At 66.9% G+C, this 5,704-nt stretch carries 4 protein-coding genes; 3 read left to right on the plus strand and 1 reads right to left on the minus strand.

The features are described 5' to 3' along the window. The 3 genes from Y887_RS13515 to bphP all read left to right on the plus strand — a co-directional run. A partial coding sequence (locus tag Y887_RS13515) for a TCR/Tet family MFS transporter (RefSeq protein WP_046964830.1) occupies nt 1–1,254 on the plus strand: 1,254 nt, incomplete at its 5' end. A gap of 99 nt (nt 1,255–1,353) precedes the next feature. Next, on the plus strand, nt 1,354–1,947 hold the full coding sequence (locus tag Y887_RS13520) for a biliverdin-producing heme oxygenase (RefSeq protein ID WP_046964827.1): 594 nt from the start codon (nt 1,354–1,356) through the stop codon (nt 1,945–1,947). After that, nucleotides 1,944–3,848, plus strand: a complete 1,905-nt coding sequence (gene bphP / locus Y887_RS13525) for a bacteriophytochrome BphP (protein ID WP_046964828.1) — start codon at nt 1,944–1,946, stop codon at nt 3,846–3,848. The genes Y887_RS13520 and bphP overlap by 4 nt, the downstream gene beginning before the upstream one ends. A 191-nt stretch (nt 3,849–4,039) precedes the next feature. Here bphP and Y887_RS13530 read toward each other — a convergent pair whose 3' ends face one another. After that, nucleotides 4,040–5,215, minus strand: a complete 1,176-nt coding sequence (locus Y887_RS13530) for a benzoate/H(+) symporter BenE family transporter (protein ID WP_046964829.1) — start codon at nt 5,213–5,215, stop codon at nt 4,040–4,042. Nucleotides 5,216–5,704: the final 489 nt, after the last annotated feature.

Below are 5,704 nucleotides of genomic sequence, written 5' to 3' on the forward strand. Positions count from 1 at the left end.
GCCGATTCCGCTCCAGCCCCGGGGCGCCGCCGCGCCGCGTTGATCTTCATCTTCATCACCGTGCTGATCGACGTGCTGTCCTTCGGCGTGATCATCCCGGTGCTGCCGGATCTGGTGCGCCATTTCACCGGTGGCGACTACGTGGTGGCCGCCGGCTGGATCGGCTGGTTCGGCTTCCTGTTCGCCTCCATCCAGTTCGTCTGCTCGCCGCTGCAAGGCGCCCTGTCCGATCGCTTCGGCCGTCGCCCGGTCATCCTGCTCTCGTGCCTGGGGCTGGGGCTGGACTTCATCCTGATGGCCATCGCCCACAGCTTGCCGATGCTGCTGCTGGCACGGGTGATCTCCGGCATCTGCTCGGCCAGTTTTTCCACCGCCAATGCCTACATCGCCGACGTCACTCCGGCCGACAAACGCGCCGGCGCGTTCGGCATGCTCGGCGCCGCGTTCGGCATTGGCTTTGTCGCCGGCCCGTTGATCGGTGGCTGGCTGGGCGGCATCGGCTTGCGCTGGCCGTTCTGGTTTGCCGCAGGCCTGGCCCTGTTGAATGTGCTGTACGGCTGGTTGGTGCTACCCGAATCGCTGCCGCCCGAGCGCCGCACCGCGCGGCTGGAGTGGTCGCATGCCAACCCGCTGGGCGCGCTCAAGCTGTTGCGGCGCTACCCGCAGGTGTTCGGCCTGGCGGCAGTGGTGTTCCTGGCCAACCTGGCGCATTACGTCTATCCCAGCATCTTCGTGCTGTTCGCCGGTTACCAGTATCACTGGGGCCCGCGCGAGGTGAGCTGGGTGCTGGCCGGGGTCGGGGTGTGCAGCATCATCGTCAACGCGTTGCTGGTCGGCCGGATCGTGCGTTGGCTGGGCGAACGCCGCGCCTTGCTGCTCGGCCTGGGCTGCGGCGTGGTGGGCTTCGTCATCTACGGGCTGGCCGACAGCGGTACCGCCTTCCTGATCGGCGTGCCGATCAGCGCGTTCTGGGCGATCGCCGCGCCGGCCGCGCAAGCCTTGATCACCCGCGAAGTCGGCGCCGATGCACAAGGCCGCGTACAGGGCGCCTTGAGCGGCCTGGTCAGCCTGGCCGGGATCGCCGGGCCGTTGTTGTTCGCCAACGTGTTTGCCTGGTTCATCGGCAGCGGCGCGCCGCTGCACCTGCCCGGCGCGCCGTGGTTGCTGGCCGGCGTGCTGCTCGCCGCCGGGTGGTTGATGGCGTGGGCAAGGGCAGGGCGCGAGCGTGGTCAGGCCGATGCGGCAGCTGGCTGATGGCAACGCATTCATGTCAGGCTCGCGTCCGCTTTTTCTGATTTGCGCGGGCACTGCTAGGCTGGTGTCTCCCGTGCTCCGGCACCGCCTCGACTTCCTATGCGTTCCGACACCCTGGCCGTCCCCGCTTCGGCTGCGCGCGCGCTGCGTCATGCCACCCAGGACACGCATCGTCTGGTCGAAGCGATCCCGCTGATGCAGGCGCTCGGGCAGGGGCAGGTCGAGCGCGCCGGCTACGCGCTGATCCTGCGCCGACACCACGCGGTGCTGGCCGGTTTCGAAGACCGGTTCGGCGACTGGCTGGACACCTTGGTCGGCAACGGTTGGCATTACCGCCGGCGTGCGCCGGCCTTGCGCGCGGATCTGCGCACGCTCGAGCAGGTGCCGGAGACGCCGCTGGCTCCGCCGGCCGGCGCCGATGCCGCCACGCGCTGGGGCATGTTGTACGTGATCGAAGGCTCGCAGCTGGGCGGCCGGATGATTGCCCGCAGCCTGCGCCGGCATCGCCCCGCACTGGCCGACGCCTTGAAGTATTTCGAGCTGGCCGACGACGATACCGCCGGCTGGCGCCGTTTCCAGGCCGTGCTCGATCACTGCCTGGACACCCCGCGCTCGCGCGCTGCCGCCATCGACGGCGCGCAAGCCATGTTTGCCCACTTCCATACCTGCCTCGCAGCGGAGCCGCGCCCGTGAATCAGCCCACCGAACCCCTGGATATGGATGTCTGCGCGCGCGAGCCGATCCACATCCCCGGCATGATCCAGCCGTATGGCGTCCTTTTGGTGATCGAACCGGCCGATGGCCGCATCGTGCAGGCCAGCACGACCGCCGCCGACCTGCTCGGCGTGCCGCTGCAGACGCTGTTGGGCATGCCGTACGCCCAGGTGCTGGAGGTGCCCGAGGCGCAGCCATTCGCGGTGGACGCGCACCCCCAGCACCTGCTGCACGCCGAGGCGCGCTTTCCCGCACGCGCAGTGCCGCCCGAGCATGCCTGGGTGGCCGCCTGGCATCTGTATCCGGAGCAATGGCTGGTCGAAATCGAGCCGCGCGACGCCCGCCTGATGGATGTCACCCTGCGCGAAGCGCTGCCGCTGGTGCGCAGCATCGAGCGCGATCCCGGCATCGACGAAGCGGCGGTGCGTGCGGCCAAGGGCCTGCGCAGCATGATCGGCTTCGACCGGGTGATGGTTTACCGCTTCGACGAAGAGTGGAACGGCGAAGTCATTGCCGAAGCGCGTAACCCCGAGCTGGTGGCCTATCTCGGACAGCGTTATCCCGCCAGCGACATCCCGGCGCAGGCGCGCGCCCTGTATTTGCGCAACCGCGTCCGCCAGATCGCCGATGTCGGCTACCAGTCGTCGCCGATCGTGCCCACCCTGCATCCGCGCCTGGGCACCCCGGTGGATCTGAGCGATGTCAGCCTGCGCAGCGTTTCGCCGGTGCATCTGGAATACCTGGCCAACATGGGCGTGAGCGCCACCCTGGTCTCTTCGTTGGTGGTCAACGATGCGCTATGGGGGCTGATCGCCTGCCACCACTACAGCCCGCACTTCACCAGCCATGCCATGCGCGATGCCACCGATGCGGTGACCCGCGCGCTGTCCGGCCGCATCGGCGCCCTGCAGGCGGTCGAGCGCGCGCGCATGGAATCGGTGTTGCTCACCGTGCGCGAAAAGTTGATCACCGACTTCAACGACGCCGCCCAGATGACGGTCGAGATGCTCGCCGACATGGCGCCGGACCTGATGGACGTGGTCGATGCCGATGGCGTGGCGATCTTCCATGGCAAGGAGATCAGCCGGCACGGCAGCGTGCCCGATGCAGCCGCGCTGCGGCGCATCCGCGACCATATCGAATTGGCACACCACGATGCCTTGCGTGAGGATGCCGTCGGTGCCCTGCATGTGGAGGCGATCGGCGAAGTATTCCCTGAACTGGCCGATCTCGCGCCGCTGGCCGCCGGCTTCATCTTCGTGCCGCTGATGCCGCAGTCGCGCAGCGCCTTGCTGTGGACCCGCCGCGAAAAGGTGCAGACGGTCAACTGGGCCGGCAATCCGCAGCTGGCCAAGCTGGCCGACATTCCCAACTCACGCCTGTCGCCGCGCAAGAGCTTCGATCTCTGGCAGGAAACCGTGCGCGGCCGCGCGCGGCGCTGGTCGCCGCTGCATCTGGAATCGGCGCGCAGCCTGCGCGTGTTGATCGAACTGATGGAGCGCAAGCGCTTCCAGCAGGATTTCACCCTGCTCGAAGCCTCGCTGTCGCGTCTGCGCGACGGCGTGGCCATCATCGAGCGGGGCGCCGACACTGCCGCGCATCGGCTGATCTTCGTCAACCCGGCATTCGCCGACCTCAGCCAGACCGAGGTCGCCGACCTGATCGGGCGCGACATCCTGACCCTGGTGGCCGACGATGCCGCCAGCTCCAAGGTCGAACTGCTCGAAGACGCCCTGCGCCTGGGGCGCGCCGCCTACGTCACCTTGCCGTTGCGCGTGCACGACGGCTCGCCCATCTACCGTCAATTCCACCTTGAACCACTGCCCAGCCCCAATGGCGTCATCGCCCACTGGCTGCTGCAGCTGCGCGATCCGGAATAAGCGCAGCGCGACGCACTGATGTGGAGATGAGGTGCATGCGGCCACCCTTGCCGCATCACCAGCGACCCGGCTCGTCGACATCTTGAGCAACTGCGGGTCGAGGAGTGGACGTACCGCTTGAAGCTGGAGACAACACAGCACAGGACATCGAGCACCGGCATCGCCGCCGGTGCCCAGAGGCAATCGCCTCGTCAACTGCGCGGCCGCAGCAGCAACAAGGTGATGGTCCCGGCCACCAGTCCCCAGAACGACGCACCGATCCCGCCCAGGGTCAGCCCGGAGGCCGTCACCAGGAAGGTGATCAACGCTGCCTCGCGGTCGCTGTCGTCGCGCAAGGCGGCCGCCAGACTGTTTCCGATGGTGCCCAGCAGCGCGATTCCGGCAATCGCCATCACCAGCTCGCGCGGGAACGCCGCAAAGACCGCCGCTACGGTCGCCCCGAACAACCCGATCACCAGATACAGCACGCCTGCGCTCACCGCCGCGGCATAACGCCGGGCAGGGTCCTCATGCGCCTCGCGGCCCATGCAGATCGCTGCGGTGATCGCGGCCAGGTTCAATGCAAAGCCGCCGAACGGCGCCAGTAACGTATTGACCACCCCGATCCAGCCGATCGTCGGCGAGATCGGCACCGTGTAACCGGACGCGCGGATCACCGCCACGCCGGGCACGTTCTGCGAGGCCATCGTGACCACAAACAACGGGATCGCCAGCCCGACCACCGCCGCCCACGACAGTGACGGCACCACCAGGACCGGATGGGCCAGCTCCAGTTGCACGCCATCCCAGTGCAGCAGCCCACTGCCCGCTGCAATGGCGATGCCGGCCAGCAAGGTCGCAATCACTGCATAGCGCGCAAACCAGCGCCGGCCCACCAGATAGGTTGCCAGCATCGCCACGGCCAGCACCCGCTGGCTCTGCATCGCCACGAACAGATCCAGTCCGAAGCGCAGCAGCACCCCGGCCAACATGCCAGACGCCAGGGACACCGGCATGCGCTTGATCGCCCGCTCGAACAAACCCGAGAACCCGGCCACCAGTCCGAGCACGGCCGCGACCACGAACGCACCGACCGCCTCACGTAACGGAACTCCTGCGGCGCTGCCGATCAGCATCGCCGCCCCCGGTGTCGACCATGCAGTGACCACCGGCACGCGGTAGCGCAGCGACAACCCGATGCATGTCACGCCCATGCCGATGCCCAGCGCCCACATCCACGATGCGATCTGCGCCTGATCGGCACCCAGATGCCGGGCCGCCTCGAACACGATCACTGCAGAACTGGCAAACCCCACCAGGACGGTGACAAAGCCCGCTGCAATCGCAGACAGGGACAGATCGCGGACTACAGTGCGGGCTGGTGGCATCGAGTGGCTCCTCCGGGCCATGCATTCTTACCGAGCCATCCAATCGGCGGTACTGCAGCGCGCTCCTGTAGAACGAACGCTAGAAATAGGGATTTCCTTGGAGAGCGCTTGTGTTCTTGTCTATAGCGGGGCACATGCACGCAAAAAGCGCGCTGCTGTCATGGCCGTGTCAAAAAGTGCTTGCACTTCTGCGCAGGCTCGATAAACTGCGCGGCCTCGCTCAGGACGGCGGCGCTTCTTCAAGCACCGCAACAACGAACGAGTCGAATCGAAAACATCACAAGGTGTTGACGAAACGAAAAAGCCGGCTATGATGGGCGGCTCGCTACACGGAAAGACGCTACGGCGGATTGAGGTGCAGCGGCGGCAACTTCCTCTTCACGAGGGGTTGACGAGGATGAAAAGCCTGCTAATATGGCCGGCTCGCTTCGCAGAAAACCTTCGGGTCGAAACGAAGCAGCGTCAACCGCCTCGAAATGAGGTGTTGAC

Source organism: Xanthomonas pisi DSM 18956 (genome assembly GCF_001010415.1).
GTDB lineage: Bacteria > Pseudomonadota > Gammaproteobacteria > Xanthomonadales > Xanthomonadaceae > Xanthomonas > Xanthomonas pisi.

Coding starts and splice junctions, on each gene's coding strand:
- Y887_RS13520 (WP_046964827.1), top strand. CDS start 1,354: ATGCGTTCCGACACCCTGGCCGTCCCCGCTTCGGCTGCGCGCGCGCTG.
- Y887_RS13530 (WP_046964829.1), bottom strand. CDS start 5,215: ATGCCACCAGCCCGCACTGTAGTCCGCGATCTGTCCCTGTCTGCGATT.